Source organism: Glutamicibacter sp. BW77 (assembly GCF_002332285.1).
Lineage (GTDB): Bacteria > Actinomycetota > Actinomycetes > Actinomycetales > Micrococcaceae > Glutamicibacter > Glutamicibacter bergerei.
Genome location: NZ_NRGT01000051.1, coordinates 72040 through 92261, shown reverse-complemented (window position 1 = coordinate 92261; position 20222 = coordinate 72040). Strand labels below are relative to the sequence as shown.

Genomic DNA, 20222 nt, shown 5'->3' with positions numbered 1-20222 from the left:
GGGTATTTCCAGTATTTGGCGAGGAAGGACTAGCCCACCATGAGAATCGCATTGGCTCAGGTATTGAGCACCGCAGATCCGCAGCGAAACTTGGTGACCATCCGTGATCATGCGCGGCAAGCGAAAGCAGCCGGCGCAACATTGGTGGTCTTTCCCGAAGCCATGCAGGTGTCCTTTGGCCACCCGCTAGCCGACTTTGCCCAGCGTTTAGACGGGCCGTGGGCTACGTTAGTCCGCCAGCAGGCCCGCGACATCGGCATCACCATCGCCGTGGGCATGTTCACCCCGGGCCAAGAAGGCCGGGTGCGGAACACCTTATTGGTCGCAGGCAATGGTGTCGATACGCACTACGACAAGATCCACCTCTACGACGCCTTCGGTTTTTCCGAGTCGGATACCGTGACCGCCGGAAACACTCCGGTGCAGTTTGACCACCAAGGCACCATTGTCGGACTGGCCACCTGCTATGACCTGCGATTCCCCCAATTGTTCGTCCACCATGCCCGGGCGGGAGCCAAGGTTAATATCGTCGCCGCCTCCTGGGGCCAGGGCGAGGGCAAGGCCGAACAGTGGACCACTCTGGCTCAGGCCAGAGCCCTGGATTCCACGACTTTTGTGGTGGCCGTTGACCAGGCCGACCCTGCCAGCATTGGCCGGCAGGTTACGGGCGCCGCACCATTGGGAGTCGGGCATTCCGTGGTGGTGGACCCCTTGGGCCGGATCATTGCCCAGGCGGGCACAGAACCGCAGCTGCTGGTAGTTGACCTTGATCTGGATCAGGTCGCGCACGCTCGAAAGCAACTGCCCGTACTCGCCAACGCTGTGGACTTGTAGGCCGGCGGCCGGGCTTCCTCCTGGCATGAACCAGAAGGATCGGGCCTGCCAGACAAGACTTACTCGGCAAGATCCAGCATCGGCGCTTTTCGCTTGAATCCACCGGTTACATAGGCGAGATATCCCAGCCCCAAAACGATCCAAGCCAGACCGAACGTCAAGGACAATGCGCTGAGGCTGGTCCACAACCAAATAGTCAGCGCCACGCCAATGAGCGGCAGCACCAGATAATTAATGGTGGCTGCCAATCCGCGGTGCCGGTGGGCCAGGAAGAAATATTTGATGACCGAGAGGTTTACGGCCGAAAACGCCACCAGCGCTCCGAAGCTAATCATGGCGGACACCATTTCCAGGCTGGCAAAAAGCGCGGTGAGTGAGACGGCGGAAACGATCAGGATGACAAATGTTGGAGTCTTGAACCGCGGATGAAGATAGCCGAATACTCGGCGCGGCAGCACCCCGTCGCGGCCCATGCTGTAGAGGATCCGTGACACCGATGCCTGCGATACCAAGGCAGAACCCATTGCACCGCAAATGAAACCAGCCGTGAAGAAGATCGACAGGAATTGCCCGCCGACCGCGAAGACAACTTGGATGGAAGCGGAATCAGCGTTCGTAAATTCGTGGCTGGGGTAGACAAGATGCGAGACGTAGGCCAGCACCACGAACAGAAATCCGCAGATCAGGGTGGTGAGCACGATGGCCCTTGGCAAATCCCGCTTGGGATTGCGTGCCTCTTCCGCGAACGTCGTGATTGAATCGAACCCCAAGAACGAGAGACACAAAATTGCCGCTCCCGCGGCAAGCGGAGCAAAGCCACCCGGGTCCCCGGTCCCCCGCAGGGGCGCAAACAGATCTACCGTGGCTTGACCCCGCAGGTACGCGAGGGAGAATCCGATGAAGAGGATGATGAACAGGAACTGGAAGCCGATGATCACGATATTTGTCCGGGCCACCGAGACGATGCCGATAATGTTCAGCACGGTAACCAGCGCCATCCCGGCTAGCATGAAGGCCCACGGAGGTATCGACGGGAAAAACTCGTTGAGGTAGATCCCCAAGAGCAGGTAGTTGATCATGGGTAAAAAGAGGTAGTCAAGCAGCAATGCCCAACCGGCCATGAACCCGATATTTGAACCGAATGACCGCTGTGCATAAACATACGCGGAACCCCCGACGGGAAATGCCCGTGACATCAGCCCGTAGGAACGGGCGGTGAACAGCATAGCTATCAGGGTAATTAGATAGGCCACCGGCAACCGCCCGCCGGTAATTTCCGTGACGATTCCATAGGTACTGAAGATCGTCAGCGGCACCATGTAGACCATGCCGAAGAGCACGAGGTTTGGAAGCCCCAGTACCCGGTTCATCTGCGTGGGTGCCTCCGTCACGCCCTCCGTATATTGCTGAGCCTGTTTCATGACCGTTACCTCTCTGCAGGTGCCCCGCTGCTGCCGCCGCGTGAAGCGACGGACTTTCCAGCACGCGAAGGCGCACCATCGAAAATAATGAAGACCGTTCACTTAATGTAGTGATAGGCCTCACCATTAGCAAGGGGGTCATAGTGGCCAGCAAGGCGTTCAAAGCTCATGAGATCGACCGGGAGAACGAGTTGAGCCCTGCAATTACGGCCAACTTAGGCAGAATGACTTGGAACTTTTTGATCACTCGGAAAACTCGAAGAAGCCCATTCAGTCAACCTCGATGTTCAAAAGAAATTTATAAGATTAATTTGTTTGAAACATGGCGACAGCTCAACCCGACCGAGACTAAGGCTGGGCGACTTCCCGCTCGATGGCAGCAATCATGGCACGTAGCCCAAATTCAAAGGATTGATCGCTAACCGTGGATCGAGCCTGCCGCGCATATTTTTCCCCGCTTTCCATGACTTCCCCGTGGCTGTTGCCACCGCCTTCACCGCCCTGCTCGGGTAGCGCGGCAACATGCGCGCCGGGTGCCACGATGTCCAATGCCGCGCCGACCACCAGCGACTCAATGGCAACCATCACCATCAAGATTCTCGGCACGGCAACACCTGCACGGCGCAGGAGCCGTCCCATCTCTTCGTAGATCACTCCCGATTCGGACTCTTCGGAGATCGGTGTAGCGACAATCAGCTCAACGGCTGCGGGAACACGGAGCAAGGCTTCGCGGAATAACACCGCAAAGTGGAAGAGCGCTTCGGTCCAGGGCAGGTCGGCAAGCATGCTTCGGTCGATGGAACGCACCATGTCTCGACGCATCAGGTTCACCAGATGCTGCCGATTCTCCACGTGGTTATACAGCGCCGGTGTCCGCACATCCAAGGCGCGGGCCAGCCGCCCCATGGAAAATTCTTCCGGCCCCACGTCTTGAAGCAGGGCGAAAGCGGCATCGACAATTCCCTGCTGCGACAGGATTGGCGTGGCCGGCCGGCCGGCGACTCGTTGCGACATTCAGACCATCCCGATTCTTCGACAATTCCACCTCCATCCAACCATGGACACTCGGTGGTTCCGAGGTTAGACTCAAAAATAATTAACACTATTAATATCTTGGAGTGAAACCATGCACGGACCCCAGACGGTGCTGTACGCAGCGACCATACACACGCTGACTCAGGAGCAGGAAATAACCGCACTGGGAATCACCGACGGAGTGATCTCGCATCTCGGCAACCGTGACCAGTCGCGGGATTGGCTCACCGCCGATACGGAAATTATCGACCACGGCGATGCCGCCATCACCCCGGGGCTCGTCGATGCGCATATCCACCCGGTTTTCGGTCAGTCTGTCACCCGCGGAATTTTCCTCGGCGATGCCCGAACCGTGGAAGAAGCGACCCACCTTTTCGCTGAGTATGCACGCACGCGAGAATCCGATCAGATCCTTTTGGGACATGGGCTGAATGTGGCGATCTTCGGATCGGCCGAACCCAACGGGCAGTTTCTCGAAGCGGCAGCACCCGGCCGTTCAAGCTACGTCACCTGCTTCGATGCCCATTCGGCTCTCGCTTCGCAGGCAATGCTTCAGCTTGCGGACATCAGCGGCACGGAAAGCTTTACCGACGGTTCCAGCGTCGTGGTTGACCTGCAGGGCAATCCCACCGGCTTCCTGCGGGAGTTTGCTGCCATGGCGCTTGTCGAGAGCTCCCTGCCCGTTTTGAGCATTGACGACAAGGTGCACGCCGTCTACCGGCTGCTGCGCGAGATGGCCGCCAGCGGGCTGACCGGCGGAGAAATGCTCGATTTTGCCGACCCCGATTCCCTAGAGGTCTTCCGACGCCTCGAACAGTACGGCGATCTTCCCATCAAGCTGCGGATTGCGCCTTGGCTGATGGCGAGCGACGGCGCCGAAGCGCTGGAACGGATCATCGAGCTACAGGGACAACACGGCCGGCGTTGGCAGGTGCGCGGCGCAAAGCTCATGATTGACGGGACCGTGGACAACGGCACCGCGTGGCTCTACGAACCGGATACCGAAGGCGAATCCATGGATTCACTGTATTTGGATCCGAAGCAGTACCTCAGGAATCTCAATGCGCTAGCCGCGGCCGGAATTACCACCACCACGCATGCCATTGGGGATCGGGGCATCGGTTTTGTCATTTCGGCGATTTCCGCCCTGCCCAAGGATGGATTACGGCACCGCATTGAGCATTTGGAAGAAATCAATGATGAGGACTTCGCCCGGCTGCAGGCTTCGGGCGCAACCATCAGCATGCAGCCTACGCATTGCACCCATTTTGTGCGCGCCGACGGCTCGGACGCCTGGTCCCGGCGCCTCGGTGAGCGCCGCGCGCAGTTTGCATTCCGGCTACGCGACGTCAAGGACGCCGGACTGGTGCTGGCGCTGGGCTCCGACTGGCCTATCGCCCCCTTTGACCCGCGGTTGATCATGGCCGATGCGCAGACCCGCCGGCGTACCGAGGTGCCCGACAGCGACAGCGCACAACCACGCCACCGGCTCTCGGCACGAGAGGCGTTGGAAGGCTACACCGCCAACGTCTATGAAAGCACCGGCACGACCGGCGGGCGCCTGACTCTGGGCATGCCAGCAGACCTCTCCGTCTTCGCGGCAGATCCGCTGGCGATCTCCCCCGAGGAACTGTGTACCGTCGAGGTGCTTGGAACCTACCTGGACGGCGTTCGAGTGGATACCCATGCGGAACTCGATTCGCCCGAACCGCTCCCGGCGAGCGCGAGCTAGGTAAGCACCTGCTCAGCGCCGATGCGCCGAGGCCCGCCAGGCACTGTCCACCATCTGATCCAGGCTGTGGCGCATCTGCCAGCCCAGGTCCCGGGCGGCTAATTTGCCATCGGCGACAATCCTCGCGGGATCCCCCGGCCGGCGGGCTTCTTCCAGGGCGGTGAACTCCTCGCCGGTCACCCGGGCCACCGCATCCATGATCTGGCGTACCGAGACCCCGTCGCCGGAACCCAAGTTGTAGACCGGTTCCAGCTCTTCTCCGGCCGCCAGCTTCTTGGCCGCTTCGACATGCGCCAGAGCCAGGTCGGCCACATGCACGTAATCCCGTACGCAGGTGCCATCGGCCGTGTTGTAGTCCGTGCCGAAGATCTTCGGGACCTTGCCCGCGTTCAGCGCGGCAAAAACCAGCGGGAACAGATTGTGCGGGCTGGCATCGTAGAGTTCTTCGCTTCCCGAACCGACCACGTTGAAGTAGCGCAGCGAGGTATGCCGCAATCCGTGGGCCACCGCCTGGTCGCGGATCAGCCACTCACCGATCAGCTTGCTCTGCCCATACGGGGATTCTGGCAAGGTGCCCGTCGCCTCGGTGACGAGGTCCTCATCCGGGGTGCCGTACACGGCGGCCGAGGAGGAGAAGACCATATTCTGCACCCGGGCATTCTCCATGGCTTCGAGCAGATGCGCCGTGCCGGTGACATTCTGCTCGAAGGTCAGCAGCGGATGCTTAACCGACTCCCCGGCGTACTTGTAGCCGGCCAGGTGGATCACCCCGGAGATCTCGTGCCGTTTCATGATTTCGGTGAGTTTCTCGGTTTGCAGCACACTCACCGAATAGAAGGGCACCTCTTCTGGCACAAATCCGCGGACACCGCTGGACATCGAGTCCACGATCACCGGCTCCAGTCCCGCCCGAGTCAGCGAGCGCACCACATGCGATCCGATATATCCGGCTCCGCCGGTCACTAGCCAACTCATGCTTTGCCTGCTCCCTCGTCTGCAATCACGGTAAAAATGGCGGGCCGCGCGTACCCGGCCCGTTCAAAAGCGGTCTCTACCGCCTGGCTGACCGGAGCAATCTGCTGCACGGAAATCAGTGCGATCGCGCTGCCGCCAAAACCTCCACCGGTCATGCGCGCGCCAATGGCTCCGGCGGCCATCGCAGCTTCCACGGCAACGTCCAGTTCCTCACTGGAGATCTCATAGTCATCGCGCATGGATTCATGGGACTGGTACAGCAGTTTGCCCACGGCTTCCACGTCCCCTTCGCGCAGTGCGAAGACGGTGTCCAGCACGCGGCGGTTCTCGGTCACGATGTGCATGGCCCTCCGCTTGGCTACCGGATCCTCGATGGCTTCAAGCTCGGCCACGACGGTGACTTCGCGCAGCGACTGGACTTCCAAGGCGGCGGCGGCCTGCTCGCAGCTGGCTCGCCGGGCGGCGTACCCGCCATCAACATGCGAATGCTCCACCCGGGTGTCCATCACCAGCACCACCGCATCGTGCTGTGCCAGCGGCAGTGGCACCGCCTGGGTTTCCATGGAACGGCAGTCCAGGAACAGGGCGTGCTGGGCGTGGGACATCAGCGAGGCGCTCTGGTCCATGATGCCTGTCGGGGCGCCGACGAATTCATTCTCGGCGCGCTGGGTCAACTGCGCCATCTGCACCTTGGACAGGCCCAACTCGTAGAGGTCATCCAACGCCACGATGGTTGCCACTTCCAGGGCGTGCGAGGAGGACAGTCCCGAACCCACCGGAACATCGGAGTCCACCAACAGCTGGATCCCGCCAAGTTCCACCCCGTCGAGCTGGTTCAGCGCCCAGAGCACGGCCGCCGGGTACGCTGCCCAGCCGGGAACCGCGCGCGGCACCAGCTCATCGAAGGTGATGGAGGTGATCGGCGGGTGTTCCCCTGACCCGTAGGTAGACGCGAAATCCAGTGTCTGGTGATCCGCGTCGAGCTGCGTCTTGCGGCGCACAGCCACCAGCGCATTCTTGTCGATGGCGAAGGGCAGCACAAAACCCATGTTGTAGTCGGTGTGCTCGCCGATCAGGTTAACCCGTCCCGGGGCGCGCCAGATGCCTTCTGGCTGGTGCCCGTAGATCTTGGCGAACTTCTGGTGCAAAGCGGCCATGCGCTGCGTGGTTTCCTTGGAGTCGCTGATGCTCATGGCATGACCTCGCGCAGTCGTGCCGCGGTCTGCTCGGCTGGAACGTCGTTGATGAATGCACCCATGGCCGCTTCGGAGCCGGCCAGGAACTTGAGCTTGTCGGCGGCCCGGCGCGGGCTGGTCAGCTGCAGGTGCAGGCGGGAAGCTTCACGTTCCTTGCCTGCCACCGGCGCCTGGTGCCAGGCGGAAATGTACGGGGTGGGAGTCTCATAGAGGGCATCGAATCCGCGCAACAGATCGCGGTACACCACGGCCAGCTCGCCTTTCTCCGCCTCATTGAGCGCGGCAAAGTCCGGCACGTGGCGATGCGGCACCAGGTGCGCTTCCAACGGCCAGCGTGCAGCGAAAGGCACGAACACGGAGAAGTGCTCGCCGGCAGCAACCATGCGCGTACCTTCCTTGCGTTCGAAGTCCAGGATGTCGCCCATCAGGGTGCGTCCGGTCTTCTCCAGGTGGCCCACCGCTTGGGCGGCCATCTTGGTGGCGGTCGGGGTCAGGTAGGGGTAGGCGTAGATCTGTCCGTGCGGGTGGTGCAGGGTCACGCCGATATCCTGGCCTCGGTTCTCGAATGGGAACACCTGGGCAATGCCTTCCATCGCCGACAGGGCCGCGGTACGCTGCGCCCACGCGTCGATGACGGTGCGCGCCCGGGCATCATCCAGCGAGGCGAAGGAACCCTCGTGCTCCGGGGTGAACACCACGACTTCGCAGCGGCCATAGGCCGGGGCAGGAACCTGCACCGGAGCAGCGGCCGGGATCCGGCCCAGATCCGGTCCCAGCGAGGGGAAGCGGTTCTCGAAAACCACCACGTGGAAATCCTCGGCCGGAATTTCGCTGTGGCGGCCCTGGGTACTAGGGCACAGCGGGCATTCTTCCTTGGGCGGAAGGTAGGTGCGCGACTGCCGGTGGGCCGCGACGGCTACCCAGTCTCCGGTCAACCGGTCGTAGCGCAGCTGTCCAGGTTCCCCACGCGGATCCAGCGCCCTGGCGTCGGGTGCCGGTTCGGGGGCGATGGCATTGGCATCGGCGAAGAAGATCGCCTCGCGGCCATCGGCCAGGTGATGGACCCGGTGTGATATCAGGCCAGAAGGGATCCTGCCGGTAACGCTCATGATTCGACCACCTTTTCAATTTTCAAGTTCTCGATGTGCTGGCGGAGTTCCTCGACGGCCGTCTCGTCCAAGCCGTCGTCGCTGACGAGTGTGTCGATTTCGTGCAATGGAGCACTGGAGTACAAACCGGCCAAGCACCATTTGCTGGAATCCGCGACGACCACGCGGCTGTCACAGCGTTCCAGGAAAAGTCGATTGACTTCCACCTCGAGCATGTTCGGTGTCGTGATTCCGTCCTGGACGCTGAACCCGTGGACCCCCATGAAGCATCGGTCGACGTGCAGTGTCCGCAGGGCCGCAGTGGCCAGTGGACCGACCAACGCGTCGGATACCGTTCGCAGGCCACCGGTGAGCTGCACGGTCTGGCCTGCAGCCGGGGCATCTTGTAGGAGGTCGGCGATGCGCGGAGAGTTGGTCACAATCGTGAGGTCGGGGACTGCCCGCAGCAGACGGGCCACCTCATAGGTCGTAGTCCCCGACGTAAGGGAGATGGACATTCCTGGTTCAACCATTTGCGCCGCCGCACGGGCAATGGCCGCCTTCTGCGGCAACTGCAGAGTTGACTTGCGCTGGAATCCCGGCTCTTCAGCAGACGCAGATTCCTGGAGCAGTGCGCCTCCGTGGACCTTATGCAATTCGCTGTCCTTGACCAGGCGGTCCAGGTCACGGCGCACTGTCATGTGCGAAACGCCAAATTCCTCAGCCAACTGGGCTACCTTGACTGCACCGTTGGCACGAACTCTATCCAGAATCCGCCGTCGACGCTGGGTTGGGAAGTTCTCGCTCATCGGGACTCCTTGGCAGACAGGTTGAAATAACACGCTCCGTAAAGCGATACAACCCTAATTCAAACACACTCAAACATATTTGAACACATTTGAACATATTTTCAACCAGAACCGTCCACTTGCCGGGCAGCCCGAGAACGTAGATATCAGCCCCGAAAATACTTCGGGATCATCGCTCCGGCGTGCCGCTGCAAGTGCTTCGCCCTGCTTGCGCCAAGTCCGCGCGCAGTGGGGAGCTGGATTTTCGCGCGGCTACGGCGCCCCGGAGCCAATTTCGGCAAACACCCCTCATGATTCAGGCAAAATGACCAGGTCCAGATACGCCTTGAGGGTGCCAGCCATGTCAACATCGTCGGGAGACAAGAGCCACTGCACTTGGATCCCGTCCCACAGGGCCAGCAGCGACGCTCCCGCCACATGCGGGTCCACCCCGGGGCGCAGCCGACCAATGCTCTTCATGAATTCGAATTCAGCGCCGTACTCGCCGCGCAAGCACTCGAAGCGGGCCTTGAAATACGAGCGCGCCGGATGATCGGAAGTGGTTGATTCCCCACAAAGGGCTGCGTAGAGCTCGATCAACTCCGCGGCACCCTCGTTGAATTGCGCTTGCTCGACAATGGACTGGGCAAAGCACTCACCAGTGCCCGGCGTGCCGTCGGTGACGGCGTCGCGGCGCTTGAGAGCGGCAATGAGAAGTTCCTGCTTGTTCGGATAGTGGTGCAAAACGCTGGTTTGGCTCATGCCTGCCGCGTCGGCAACATCCTGCACAGTTCCGCCGCGATACCCCCGCGCGCCGAATACCTGGAGGGCAGCCTGGGCGATCTGTTCCCTTCGGGCTGCAGATTTGGCATATGGACCGCGCCGGCGGCGGCCGGATTCATTGCTCGTCACAGTTACTCAGTGTAGGTAGGCCCAGCAGTATTCGAAAATGATGCATCGGCCTAGCAAGCCAGCATGATCGGCAAACAAGAAATTTAACCAAAACTGAGTAATCACTCTATTTTTGTTGTAACCTATTTCACATGCCCTCGTCCCGGGCACCATAAAGAAAACTACTTTTAAGTGAGCACGGATGCCATTGACAACAAGACGCCGCCTTCTCAAGGCCGGCCTGGGCGCCGCCGCCCTGGGCGTAATGACTGCATGCGGCACCGCAGGCCCCCGGTCTGCAGATGCCATGCCAACCATTGCGCCGGCCGCCCCAGGAGAAAAAGTCAGGCTGACATATTGGAGCTGGCTCAAGGATATCCAGCGAGTCGCAGATGCTTTCAACGCCATGCATCCGAATATCCATGTTGAGGCGGTTTGGATCCCCAGTGGAAATCAAGGCGGATACCCAAAGCTCTACTCTGCTCTCGCAGCAGGCGGAGGACCCGATCTGGCCCAAATCGAATTCCGCACCCTCCCGGAGTTCATGCTCGTCAATGGCGTCGTGGATCTCGCGGCGTACGGTGCGCAGCAGTACGCTCACCGATATGATCCATCACTGTGGGGCCAGGTCAGTTTTCCCAACGGAATATTCGGCATGCCTCAGGATTCCGGGCCGATGGCAATGTTCTACCAGCCAGAAACTCTGGACAAAGTCGGCGCCGTCGCCCCGGAAACATGGGCGCAATGGGCCGAGATCGGGTCAGAACTGCGTCAAGCCAACAGCTACATCGACTGCTTCTCCCTCAGTGATGCCTCCTACTTCGTGTCCTACGCGGCACAAGCAGGAGCCCAATGGCTTCGGCCATCCGACGACGGCTGGGTCATTAATATGACCGACGACGCAACACTGGAAGTCGCCAGGTTCTTCGACCGGGCCATCGACGAAGATGTCGTAACTACCGCGATCTCGCCCTTCAGCCCGTCTTGGTATGCTGCGGCTGCATCCGGCCAGCTCGCCTCTGTCACCAGTGGGAACTGGGCTGATGCGCTTGTCAGCTCTGTCGCTGGCGGACAGGGCAAATGGAGGGTCGCATCGATGCCGAAGTGGCCCCCGGGCGGATACGGCTCCAGCTACCTGGGCGGATCGACGGTTGCGGTTCTGGCTAATAGCCGCCATCCGCATGAGGCCTTGGAGTTCGCCGCCTGGATGACGTCCACGGAAGCCGGGATCAGCAACGAAATCGCGCACAGCGGCATTGGCTGGTCACCGGTTCCGGGCATCATCGGCGAGTCGCGCGAAGGCCCCTCCGAATTCTTCGGCGGGCAATCGTACAACAAGCAAGTCATTGTCCCAGCCAGCAAATCGCAGAATCCCAATTGGAGCTGGTGGCCGGTCACCCAGCAATCCTTCAATATCCTTTCCGACGGATTCCGCCGGAAAGCCGCCGGAACCAGCTTGGTCGATTCGGTGGTATCCGCAGAGCAGGAAATCATTGCGGTATTCCGCAACAAGGGCCTGAAGATCCGCAAGGAGGCATCGTGAGCACGCCGACCATCACCCGAGGCACCCGGAGAAAACGTGGTCCCTCACCAAGCAGGTTTGAGCTCGCCCCGTGGCTGTTGCTCGCGCCTTTCCTCGCGCTCTTCACCCTGACTTTCATCTTGCCCATCATTGCAGCCATACAAGCCAGCTTCACCCGTATCACACGGCGCGGATTGTTCGGAGAAGCCGGCGTGCACAGCGAATTCGCTGGATTCGGCAATTACGCGCAAGCCCTGGGAGACGAAGCCTTCGTTGCTTCGATTGGCCGCATGATCGTGTTCGGCATCGTGCAGGTTCCCATCATGATCCTTCTTTGCACGGTCCTGGCTCTGCTGCTTGAGTCGGCGAGCGCCAAATGGCCGGCCTTTTTCCGGGCGGCGTACTTCCTGCCCTACGGCGTGCCGGGGGTCATTGCCACTATCCTCTGGTCATTCCTCTATGTTCCCGGCCTGAGCCCGATCATCGATGCCGCCTCAGCCGTCGGCTTGGAAGTCGATTTCCTCGGGCCACAGAGCATCTTGTGGTCCATCGCCAACATCGTGACATGGAGCTACACGGGCTACAACATGCTGATCGTCATCGCGCAGCTCAAGGCAATTCCCGGCGAGATCTACGAAGCCGCACGCTTGGACGGGGCGGGTCCACTGCGTGTGGCATGGCATATCCAGCTGCCGCTCATCAGCCCGGCACTGGTCTTGACCACGGTCTTCTCCATCATTGGCACCTTGCAGCTTTTCGCCGAAGCGCAAGTTCTCATGAGTGTCGCACCCGCCATCGACAGCCAATACACCCCTAACCTTTCCGCCTACACAACCGCGTTCGCCTACAACGACTACAATGTTGCGGCTGCGCAATCCGTTCTCATTGCCTTGGCCGCATTCGCGCTCTCATTCGCCTTCCTGCGCCTGATCAATAGGAAGTCCTCATGACTCTGATCCGCCGCCAGTCCTTCGAAAAGCCCTCCTCTTCAAAACCAGCGACTCTGATTGTCACGGCCTTGCTGACCATAGCCGCATTGTATTTCCTGGTCCCGGTCTACTGGGTCGTCGTTGCAGCAACGAAATCGACCCAGGACTTGTTCAGCACAAATGGTTTCCTCCTCTCCGGTGACTTCGTCCTATGGAAAAATCTGGGCCAGGTTCTGGCCTATGACGGCGGAATTTTCCTGCGCTGGTTCATGAACTCGTTGCTATACGCGGGGGCAGGGGCGCTGATTGCCGCTTACCTTGCTGCAGCTGGCGGATACGCCCTGGCCAAGTACCGTTTCCGCGGAAGCAATCTGGTCTTCGGTGTGGTCTTGGGAGGCGTTCTCGTGCCTGGAACCGCAACCGCCTTGCCCCTATTCCTGTTGTTCAGCGAAATGGGGCTGTCCAATACCTATTGGAGTGTCCTGCTGCCATCATTGGTGTCCCCGTTCGGCCTGTTCCTCTGCCGCGTTTACGCTTCCAGCACCGTGGATAGCGCGTTACTCGAAGCCGCGCGCCTGGATGGCGCAAGCGAACTGCGGATCTTCCACACGATAGGACTCAGAGTCCTGTCCCCTGCTCTGGTGACGGTATTCCTGTTCCAGCTTGTCGGAATCTGGAATAACTATTTCCTTCCCCTGGTGATGCTGTCCGATTCGGATCTCTATCCAATTACCCTGGGCCTGAACACCTGGCTGGGACAGGTTGACCGCCTGCCAGAATTCTACGAGCTGACCACCGGCGGCGTCTTGCTGTCCACTATTCCCTTGGCCATTGCCATGATCGTCCTGCAGCGCTTCTGGCGCGGGGGCCTGACCGAAGGATCCGTTAAATGACTTCCCCAACAGCCTATCTGTCCGATACCGCCCCGGGCGGAGGCCGGCGCCTGCCGGCAACGTCCTGGACCCACAGTGATGCCCCTGAACTGAGCCTCGATGGACAGTGGAAGTTCCGCTGGCTCCCTGGCGTACCGGGCACGCCCGGAGGGCGCGGACTGCTGCCGGCAGGCGAGCTTCCCGAGTCCATGGCAGATGCTGGCTATGACGACTCGAGCTGGGACAGCATCGCAGTCCCTGGGCACTGGGTATTGCAGGCCGATGGCGCCTACGGACGCCCTTCGTACACGAACGTCCAATTTCCCTTCCCTTGCGACCCGCCCTATCCACCGGATGAGAATCCTACCGGCGACTACCGGCGGACCTTCGAAGTGCCCCAGAGCTGGACTTCCGGAATGGAGCGGCTGGTGCTGCGCTTCGACGGCGTTGAATCCCGATACAAGGTATGGGTCAATGGGCAAATGATTGGCTGGGGTACCGGTAGCCGCCTTGCCCAGGAATTCGATGTGAGCTCGGCCGTAGCCGCCGGTGAAAATACAATCGTTGTCCGCGTGCACCAATTCTCCGCTTCGAGCTACGTCGAGGACCAGGACCAGTGGTGGCTCCCGGGAATTTTCCGATCGGTAACGCTCAAGGCCCGTCCGCACGGCAGCATTGACGACCTCTGGATAAAAACCGGCTATTCCTCCGGTACCGGAATCATTACACCGGAAATCATGGCCGCTGACGATGCGTTCCCGCTACGTTTCGTTGTTCCCGAACTGGAAATCGACGAAGTGTGGCAAAGCCGCGAGGATATCCGAGAGGTGGAAGTGCCCGCCGTTTCCCCATGGAGCGCTGAGCGGCCAAAACTCTATGGAGCAACCGTTTCCAGCACTGGCGAGACCATCAGCCTGCGGCTAGGTTTCCGCACGGTAAGAATTGCAGGCGACCAGTTCCTGGTCAACGATCGCAAAGTGGTCTTCAACGGGGTGAACAGGCATGAAACCCACCCGCTCCTCGGCCGGGCGTTCGATGAGCAATTCGCACGAGAAGACCTGATGCTAATGAAGCGCTTCAATGTCAACGCCATTCGCACCAGCCACTATCCGCCGCATCCGCGGCTCCTGGACTTGGCCGACGAGCTCGGTTTCTGGGTCATACTCGAAAACGATCTGGAAACCCACGGATTTGAACGTCACGGCTGGCAGGGCAATCCCAGTGACGACCCGGCCTGGCGAAGTGCCTATCTTGATCGGATGGAGCGGACTTTCGAACGGGACAAGAACCATCCCTCAATCATCATGTGGTCGCTTGGCAACGAGTCCGGCACCGGGGCCAACCTTGCCGCGATGTCCGCATGGATCCATGCGCGGGATAGCAGCCGCCCGGTGCATTATGAAGGCGACTACACCGGAGAATACACCGATGTGTATTCGCGAATGTACGCTTCGTTCCCCGAAGTGCAGACAATTGGAGAGGACCGGATGACCGCTCCGCTGCTGGGATGCACCACCGCAGAGGCCGCGCGCCAGCGGACCAGGCCCTTCCTGTTGTGCGAGTATGCGCACGCCATGGGCAATGGGCCCGGAGGATTGCAACGGTATGCGGATCTGGTGGACCGCTATCCCCGGTTGCATGGAGGCTTCGTCTGGGAATGGCGTGACCACGGGCTGCAGGCCAGCACACCGGATGGCAAGAGCTTCTATGCTTACGGCGGCGATTTCGGCGAGGAGCTCCACGATGGCACCTTCGTCATGGACGGACTGGTCCTCTCCGATTCCACTGCCTCACCGGGGCTCCATGAGTTCAAGCATGTAGTCGCCCCGATCAAGTTCTCCCTGTCCTCCGTGGACGGACACCGGGTGCGCTTGGGCATCCGGAATGACCGCCACAGTGCCGACAGCGGCGACCTCGCATTCAGCTGGCGCTTGGAAGCGGCCGGGCATCCGGTCGCTAGTGCAGAATTCTTGGTATCCGGCTCTGACGACGCGCTGGAAGCTGGCGAAACTGCCACGGTTGAACTCGCCTTGCCGTACCCCCTGCCCGCAGGCGAAAACTGGTTAACCGTGGAGGCGCGGCTGGCCGAGGATGCAGCGTGGGCGGCCGCGGGCCATGAGGTGGCCAGCGCCCAATGGCCGATAGCTGCTCCATCCACCGCAATGCCGGGGCCGCGACCCGCACGGTTGCCCTCTTCGGCTGATGCGGGCGGAGCATCGATCCCTCTGGACAATGGCCGGATGCAGCTTGGTGCCGCAGTTTTCGCCGAGGGCAAGCTCATGGAGTTGGCCGGGCAGCCGGTGCATGGGCCGCGGCTGGAGTTGTTCCGCGCACCCACCGACAATGACCGTGGCGCACACTTCGGCAGCTATAACCATTCTGATCCCTGGCAGGAAGATGAGCACGGAGTCCCGGGCAATGGAGAACCCGGTCCGTCAAATGCGGACCTCTGGACGGCGGCCGGATTGGACCGGCTGAAGGCGCGGGTGCTCAGTGTCGCTACCGGTCCGGGCCGTGTGCAGGTGGCGACCAGGTATTCAGCAGCGGACCAGGCCTGCTCCATCCGAGTCGACGAGCAATGGAGCCTGGACGAGTCCGGCCTGTGGCTTCGCATCGATATGGTTCCAAGCCGAGGCTGGACATCGGTGTGGCCCCGATTCGGCGTGCGTTTCCAACTGGGCAAGGAGGTCGATTCGGCATCCTGGTACGGCTTGGGCCCGCACGAATCCTACCCGGACAGCCGTCTGGCGGCACGAGTAGGCCGCTACAGTGCAAGCATTGACGATTTGCCGGTCGAATACGCACGTCCGCAGGAAACAGGGCACCGCAGCGATTTGCGCGAATTGGAGCTCGGCGTGGGCGGTGCGCCGTGGCTGCGCATCGAGGCCTGGCCCGACGGATTGGACCGCCGCCCCGGTTTCACGCTCAGCCGCCACACGGCACAGCAGCTTGCCGGCGCTGCCCATCCGCACGAGCTGCCGGAACCAACCAACTCCTGGCTGTACCTGGATGCGGCCCAGCATGGCGTAGGTTCCCGGGCCTGTGGTCCCGATGTCTGGCCGGAAGACGCGCTGCGCCCCGAGGCGCGCTCCTTGCTCCTGCGGATCACCGGATTGACAGGGAACGAAACCTCGCGGAGCGGGTAGCGCCGCGAACTTCCCTGCCGCTCATCGCGGCTGGACCGGGCCAATCAGCCAGCTGGCTTCATGGCTGGCGCCCGGGGCCAGCGCGATGACGTCCTGGCCGGAGTTGAAGCCGCCGGGCGGGCAGGTCATCGGCTCGATGGCCAGCCCGGTGCGGTCAAGCGCCGGATCATCGCGGTCTGCGGTGTGGATCTGGACCCACGGGCAGGCTTCGTCCCAGATGATCTGCGACCCGAGGCCCTTGGTGTCGGTGATCGATGCGCTGAATGAGCCGTCCGCGTCGGCGGCCAGGGAAGTGTAGGCATGATCGATGAAGAGGTCCCCGATCGGCTTCGGGGTGCGGAAATCCAGCTCGGTGCCAGCCACCTGAACCACCTCCCGCGGCAGCAGGCGCGCGCCGTCGGTGAGCTGCACCTTGCCGGCTGGCAGGGTGAAAGTCCATTCATCCGCCTTCTTGCCCGGTGCGACCAGGTAGGCGTGCGAACCCCAGGCGAAGGGCGCGGTGCCCTGCCCGAGGTTGGTGGCGGTGGCGATGGTGCGCAGCCCGCCGGCTTCCAGCCGGTAGTCGATCACCAGCTGCACCTCATAGGGGTAGCCGGGGTTCGGGACGATCGCGGTGCGCAACTGGGCGGAGCTGCCGCGGCGCCCGGTGATCTCGAAGCTGGTATCGGCCACCAGGCCGTGCAGCGCGTGGCCGCGCTCCGGCTCGGTGATCGGCAACTGCAGCTCCTGGCCTTCCCAGTGGTAGGCCCCGTCGATCACCCGGTTGGGCCAGGGGGCCAGGATGGCGCCGGAGAACACCGGGCGCGCGCCATGCGGATCGAAGGCGCGCACCAGCGGGCGGCCACCGTAGTCCAGGGACACCAGTGTGGCGCCCACCGTGGCCAGCTGCGCGGTGAAGCCGTGGGCTGCAAGGTTGATCAGCTGCCCATTTGCGGTGAGGTCCTTCAAATCCGCCTGCATATCTCTTCTTTCCTAGTTTTCGCTGTGCTCAAGACATAGCTGAACCCTCCCGCAGGTCCTTTGTCAGGCGTGAGCCAAGGCAAACCGGCAGGAGGGTCCAATGCGCTTAGCTGGCTTCGCCTGCGCGGCGCTTGTTGTAGATGTCAAAGGCGACGGCGAGCAAGAGCACTAGGCCCTTGACGATTTGCTGTGCCGAAGCACCCACGCCCATCAGCTGCATACCGTTGGACAGTACCGCCATCACCAAGCCACCAACGATGGCACCGGTTACACGGCCCACACCGCCGGTTGTTGAGGCGCCACCGATGAAACAGGCAGCAATGGCGTCGAGCTCAAACATGTTACCTGCACCGGGCTGCGCACCATTGGAGCGTGAAGAGAAGACCGCTCCGGCCACACCGGCGAGCATGCCCATGTTAATGAAGATCCAGAAGTTGACCTTCTTGACGTTGACGCCCGAAAGTCGTGCGGCAGACAGGTTGCCACCAATGGCGTAAATGTGGCGACCGAAGACGGTCCGTGTAGTCAACACGTGGTAGGCGATCACCAGTACGCCCAGAATCATCAGCACGATTGGCATACCGCGGCTGATGGAGATCTGCCAGAAGAACCAGAGAATCACGATCGCTGAAAGTGCGTTCTTGGCGATGAACATGGCCATCGACTCGACGTCCTGACCAAACTTCACCCGTCCACGACGAGTGCTGTACTGCGACCACACCAAACCTGCCACGGCCACTACGCCGATCAGCACGGTGAACATGTCAAAACCGTAACCGCCGAGCAAACCGTTCAGGAAGCCACCGGCCACCTGCTGGTATTCACCAGGGAATGGGGACAACGAGACATTGTTGAGCACTTCGTAGGTCAAACCACGGAACAGCAACATGCCGGCCAAGGTGACGATGAACGCCGGAATGCCCACATAGGCCACCCAGAATCCCTGCCACACACCGCACAAAGCACCCACGGCTACGGCCGCGAGAATACCAACCCACCAAGGAGCCCCGGTTTTAATCACCAATACTGCGGAGACCGCACCGGTTAAGGCGACCAGCGAACCTACCGACAGGTCAATATGTCCGGCGACAATGACCATAATCATGCCAAGCGCCAAGATCAGCACGTAAGAGTACTGCAAAATAATGTTTGTCAGGTTGATCGGGCTGAGCAGCAGCCCGTCGGTCATGATGGTAAACAGCACCACGATGAGCACGAAGGCAATATAGATGCCACTGGTGCGCAGGTTCTTGGTGAAAATGTCTTTCAGCTCGGTTTTCAGTGTCATCGGACGATTTCCTTCTCGATGGTCATAAGCTCCATGAGGCGTTCCTGGGTGGCTTCGCTTTTCGGGAGTTGGCCGGTCATCCGGCCATAAGCAAGGGTGTAGATACGGTCGCAGATACCCAACAGTTCGGGCAGTTCCGAGGAGATCACCAGCACCGCTTTGCCGGAGGCAGCAAGCTCATTGATGATCGTGTAGATCTCGTACTTTGCGCCGACGTCGATACCGCGGGTTGGTTCATCTAAGATCAAAAGTTCCGGGGCAGTGTGCAACCACTTGCCCAGTACTACCTTCTGCTGGTTACCGCCCGAGAGGTTACCGGTTTTTGCCAGCACGCTCGGCGCCTTAATGCGCATGGATTTGCGGTAGTGCTCGGCAATCTGGATTTCCTTGTTGCCGTTGACAAACCCGCGCGAAGAGATCTTTCCGAGCCCGGCCGCGGTGGTGTTCACACGAATATCTTCGAGTAGGTTCAACCCGAATTTTTTGCGGTCCTCAGAAACGTAAGCGATGCCGGCCTTGATGGCCTTGCCTACGGTGGAGGTATCTACCGGGCGTCCGTCCATCAGCGCGGTACCGGAAATGCCGCGTCCGTAGCTGTGTCCAAAGATGCTCATGGCAAGTTCGGTGCGTCCTGCGCCCATCAGCCCGGCAATGCCAACAATTTCTCCGGCGCGTACGTCTAGTGAGGCTTTATTGACCACTATGCGCTCATGCTGCGTGGGATGGTGCACCGACCAGTCGCGTACTTCGAAGACCACTTGACCAATATTCGGTTCCCGGTCTGGGTAACGCGCCGAGAGGGCGCGTCCCACCATGCCCTGGATGATCCGGCTCTGTGTGGATTTAGGGTCCGCCATGTCGAGGGACTCCACGGTCTGACCGTCACGGATAATCGTGGTGTTATTGGCGATATCTTCAATTTCGCCCAACTTATGCGAAATGATGATGCAGGTAATTCCCTGCTCACGTAGTTCGCGCAGCAGGTGAAGCAGATGTTCGGAATCGTCATCGTTCAAGGCTGCGGTTGGCTCATCAAGGATCAGTAGCTTCACGTCCTTGTTCAGCGCCTTGGCGATTTCCACCAGCTGCTGTTTGCCAACGCCGAGCTGTCCAACCGGGGTGACCGGAGACTCTGCCAAACCCACGCGGGCCAGTAACTTGGCGGCACGCTGGTTTGCTTCTTGCCAGTCGATCAGTCCGCGGCGCTTGGTCTCGTTGCCAAGGAACAGGTTCTCGGCCACCGACAGGTAGGGCACCAGAGCCAATTCTTGGTGAATGATCACGATGCCTTCGGCTTCGGAATCCTTGATGCTCGAAGCCTTAAGTTCTTGACCGTTGAACAGGATTTTTCCGTCGTAACTACCGTGTGGATAGACGCCGGAGAGCACCTTCATAAGGGTTGATTTGCCGGCCCCGTTTTCGCCGCAGATGGCGTGGATTTCACCTTCCCTGACGGAAAGGTTTACTCCGTCTAAGGCTTTGACCCCGGGGAATGTCTTGGTGATGTCCTGCATCTGCAGGATGGTGCTGTCCATACTGGCGCCG

General features: G+C 60.7%; 16 protein-coding genes. 6 read left to right on the top strand and 10 right to left on the bottom strand.

The genetic code is table 11. The features are described 5' to 3' along the window. Nucleotides 1-39 precede the first annotated feature (39 nt). Entirely contained in the window at nucleotides 40-834 is a 795-nt protein-coding gene (locus CIK74_RS07560; RefSeq protein WP_096255235.1) for a carbon-nitrogen hydrolase family protein, read from the top strand. Between the two features lie 59 nt (nucleotides 835-893). Here the strand turns inward: CIK74_RS07560 and CIK74_RS07555 are convergent, their stop codons facing one another. Next, entirely contained in the window at nucleotides 894-2255 is a 1362-nt protein-coding gene (locus CIK74_RS07555; protein ID WP_096255233.1) for an APC family permease, read from the bottom strand. A gap of 348 nt (nucleotides 2256-2603) precedes the next feature. Next, nucleotides 2604-3269 (bottom strand): TetR/AcrR family transcriptional regulator C-terminal domain-containing protein, encoded by a 666-nt coding sequence (locus CIK74_RS07550; protein ID WP_096255231.1) that lies wholly within the window; start codon nucleotides 3267-3269, stop codon nucleotides 2604-2606. 112 nt (nucleotides 3270-3381) lie between these two features. On the opposite strand from CIK74_RS07550, the gene CIK74_RS07545 reads away from it, so the two are divergent. Further along, nucleotides 3382-5022 carry an amidohydrolase family protein gene (locus CIK74_RS07545; RefSeq protein ID WP_096255229.1) on the top strand — a complete coding sequence of 547 codons (1641 nt, stop codon included), beginning with the start codon at nucleotides 3382-3384 and terminating at the stop codon, nucleotides 5020-5022. 12 nt (nucleotides 5023-5034) lie between these two features. Here the strand turns inward: CIK74_RS07545 and galE are convergent, their stop codons facing one another. The 5 genes from galE to CIK74_RS07520 all read right to left on the bottom strand — a co-directional run bounded on the left by galE (nucleotide 5035) and on the right by CIK74_RS07520 (nucleotide 9981). Next, on the bottom strand, nucleotides 5035-5997 hold the full coding sequence (galE, locus tag CIK74_RS07540; RefSeq protein ID WP_096255227.1) for a UDP-glucose 4-epimerase GalE: 963 nt from the start codon (nucleotides 5995-5997) through the stop codon (nucleotides 5035-5037). Continuing rightward, nucleotides 5994-7190 carry a galactokinase gene (galK, locus tag CIK74_RS07535; protein ID WP_096255226.1) on the bottom strand — a complete coding sequence of 399 codons (1197 nt, stop codon included), beginning with the start codon at nucleotides 7188-7190 and terminating at the stop codon, nucleotides 5994-5996. The genes galE and galK overlap by 4 nt, the downstream gene beginning before the upstream one ends. Beyond that, complete coding sequence (gene galT, locus CIK74_RS07530) at nucleotides 7187-8302, bottom strand: galactose-1-phosphate uridylyltransferase (protein ID WP_096255225.1); 1116 nt, start codon at nucleotides 8300-8302, stop codon at nucleotides 7187-7189. The genes galK and galT overlap by 4 nt, the downstream gene beginning before the upstream one ends. Further along, a complete protein-coding gene (locus tag CIK74_RS07525) occupies nucleotides 8299-9090 on the bottom strand; it encodes a DeoR/GlpR family DNA-binding transcription regulator (protein WP_096255223.1) in 792 nt (263 codons plus the stop codon). The genes galT and CIK74_RS07525 overlap by 4 nt, the downstream gene beginning before the upstream one ends. A gap of 288 nt (nucleotides 9091-9378) precedes the next feature. Continuing rightward, nucleotides 9379-9981 carry a TetR/AcrR family transcriptional regulator gene (locus CIK74_RS07520; RefSeq protein ID WP_096255221.1) on the bottom strand — a complete coding sequence of 201 codons (603 nt, stop codon included), beginning with the start codon at nucleotides 9979-9981 and terminating at the stop codon, nucleotides 9379-9381. Between the two features lie 181 nt (nucleotides 9982-10162). Between CIK74_RS07520 and CIK74_RS07515 the strand changes: the two genes are divergently transcribed. The 4 genes from CIK74_RS07515 to CIK74_RS07500 are packed head-to-tail and all read left to right on the top strand — an operon-like array spanning nucleotide 10163 to nucleotide 16429. Then, nucleotides 10163-11503 (top strand): extracellular solute-binding protein, encoded by a 1341-nt coding sequence (locus CIK74_RS07515; protein ID WP_096255219.1) that lies wholly within the window; start codon nucleotides 10163-10165, stop codon nucleotides 11501-11503. 11 nt (nucleotides 11504-11514) lie between these two features. After that, a complete protein-coding gene (locus CIK74_RS07510) occupies nucleotides 11515-12432 on the top strand; it encodes a sugar ABC transporter permease (RefSeq protein WP_240520488.1) in 918 nt (305 codons plus the stop codon). Further along, a complete protein-coding gene (locus CIK74_RS07505; protein WP_096255215.1) occupies nucleotides 12429-13304 on the top strand; it encodes a carbohydrate ABC transporter permease in 876 nt (291 codons plus the stop codon). The genes CIK74_RS07510 and CIK74_RS07505 overlap by 4 nt, the downstream gene beginning before the upstream one ends. Continuing rightward, nucleotides 13301-16429, top strand: coding sequence for a glycoside hydrolase family 2 TIM barrel-domain containing protein (locus tag CIK74_RS07500; RefSeq protein WP_170947786.1), 3129 nt, complete (start codon nucleotides 13301-13303; stop codon nucleotides 16427-16429). Before CIK74_RS07505 ends, CIK74_RS07500 begins: the two co-directional genes overlap by 4 nt. A gap of 21 nt (nucleotides 16430-16450) precedes the next feature. Here CIK74_RS07500 and CIK74_RS07495 read toward each other — a convergent pair whose 3' ends face one another. The 3 genes from CIK74_RS07495 to mmsA form a co-directional block, all read right to left on the bottom strand. Continuing rightward, the gene (locus CIK74_RS07495; protein ID WP_096255213.1) at nucleotides 16451-17389 is read right to left on the bottom strand and encodes an aldose 1-epimerase family protein; all 939 of its coding nucleotides are present in this window, start codon (nucleotides 17387-17389) and stop codon (nucleotides 16451-16453) included. A gap of 106 nt (nucleotides 17390-17495) precedes the next feature. After that, complete coding sequence (gene mmsB / locus CIK74_RS07490) at nucleotides 17496-18677, bottom strand: multiple monosaccharide ABC transporter permease (protein ID WP_096255211.1); 1182 nt, start codon at nucleotides 18675-18677, stop codon at nucleotides 17496-17498. Then, entirely contained in the window at nucleotides 18674-20212 is a 1539-nt protein-coding gene (gene mmsA, locus CIK74_RS07485) for a multiple monosaccharide ABC transporter ATP-binding protein (protein ID WP_096255209.1), read from the bottom strand. The genes mmsB and mmsA overlap by 4 nt, the downstream gene beginning before the upstream one ends. Between the last annotated feature and the right edge of the window lie 10 nt (nucleotides 20213-20222).

Coding starts and splice junctions, on each gene's coding strand:
- CIK74_RS07560 (WP_096255235.1), top strand. CDS start 40: ATGAGAATCGCATTGGCTCAGGTATTGAGCACCGCAGATCCGCAGCGA.
- CIK74_RS07555 (WP_096255233.1), bottom strand. CDS start 2,255: ATGAAACAGGCTCAGCAATATACGGAGGGCGTGACGGAGGCACCCACG.
- CIK74_RS07550 (WP_096255231.1), bottom strand. CDS start 3,269: ATGTCGCAACGAGTCGCCGGCCGGCCGGCCACGCCAATCCTGTCGCAG.
- CIK74_RS07545 (WP_096255229.1), top strand. CDS start 3,382: ATGCACGGACCCCAGACGGTGCTGTACGCAGCGACCATACACACGCTG.
- galE (WP_096255227.1), bottom strand. CDS start 5,997: ATGAGTTGGCTAGTGACCGGCGGAGCCGGATATATCGGATCGCATGTG.
- galK (WP_096255226.1), bottom strand. CDS start 7,190: ATGAGCATCAGCGACTCCAAGGAAACCACGCAGCGCATGGCCGCTTTG.
- galT (WP_096255225.1), bottom strand. CDS start 8,302: ATGAGCGTTACCGGCAGGATCCCTTCTGGCCTGATATCACACCGGGTC.
- CIK74_RS07525 (WP_096255223.1), bottom strand. CDS start 9,090: ATGAGCGAGAACTTCCCAACCCAGCGTCGACGGCGGATTCTGGATAGA.
- CIK74_RS07515 (WP_096255219.1), top strand. CDS start 10,163: ATGCCATTGACAACAAGACGCCGCCTTCTCAAGGCCGGCCTGGGCGCC.
- CIK74_RS07505 (WP_096255215.1), top strand. CDS start 12,429: ATGACTCTGATCCGCCGCCAGTCCTTCGAAAAGCCCTCCTCTTCAAAA.
- CIK74_RS07500 (WP_170947786.1), top strand. CDS start 13,301: ATGACTTCCCCAACAGCCTATCTGTCCGATACCGCCCCGGGCGGAGGC.
- CIK74_RS07495 (WP_096255213.1), bottom strand. CDS start 17,389: ATGCAGGCGGATTTGAAGGACCTCACCGCAAATGGGCAGCTGATCAAC.
- mmsB (WP_096255211.1), bottom strand. CDS start 18,677: ATGACACTGAAAACCGAGCTGAAAGACATTTTCACCAAGAACCTGCGC.
- mmsA (WP_096255209.1), bottom strand. CDS start 20,212: ATGGACAGCACCATCCTGCAGATGCAGGACATCACCAAGACATTCCCC.